This window comes from Pseudarthrobacter sp. B907 (assembly GCF_040137805.1).
Classification (GTDB): domain Bacteria; phylum Actinomycetota; class Actinomycetes; order Actinomycetales; family Micrococcaceae; genus Arthrobacter.
The window spans coordinates 1-510 of sequence record NZ_JBEEQE010000043.1 but is presented as its reverse complement, the minus strand read 5'-3'; the positions used below and the strand labels follow the sequence as shown (position 1 = coordinate 510).

1 protein-coding gene is annotated in these 510 nt (G+C 68.6%); it reads left to right on the top strand.

The window, feature by feature from the left end:
* Positions 1–347 precede the first annotated feature (347 nt).
* On the top strand, positions 348–510 hold a 163-nt coding region (locus tag ABLI39_RS17470; RefSeq protein ID WP_502935247.1), incomplete at its 3' end, for a DUF6531 domain-containing protein.

Sequence of the window (510 nt, the reverse complement as noted above, 5' to 3'; positions counted from 1 at the left end):
TGTTGTCAGGGCTTACCGGGAGTACCTGAGAGCCAACGAAAACGACGCGAAATGGGCGGTGACCATCGCCGATGCCTTTGCCGCCGCCGGCGGTGAGGGCAGCGTCTCGACGCTCTCGGACGCGGCCGTGAACGAGGCCCTCGTGGCCGCGGGGGTGAGTGCGAACCGGTCCGGGTTGGCAATCGATCCGCCGATGGCGGCCGGTGCGATGCCCNACCATCGCCGATGCCTTTGCCGCCGCCGGCGGTGAGGGCAGCGTCTCGACGCTCTCGGACGCGGCCGTGAACGAGGCCCTCGTGGCCGCGGGGGTGAGTGCGAACCGGTCCGGGTTGGCAATCGATCCGCCGATGGCGGCCGGTGCGATGCCCACCAGCGGGTACGCGAATGATCCCGTGAACACTGCCACAGGAAACTTCATCGAGCCGGAAACGGATCTGGGTTTCGCCGGGGCGGCCTCCACCTTGGTGCTGACGCGGATGTACAACTCGCTGGCCTCGGGCCTGCAGACGC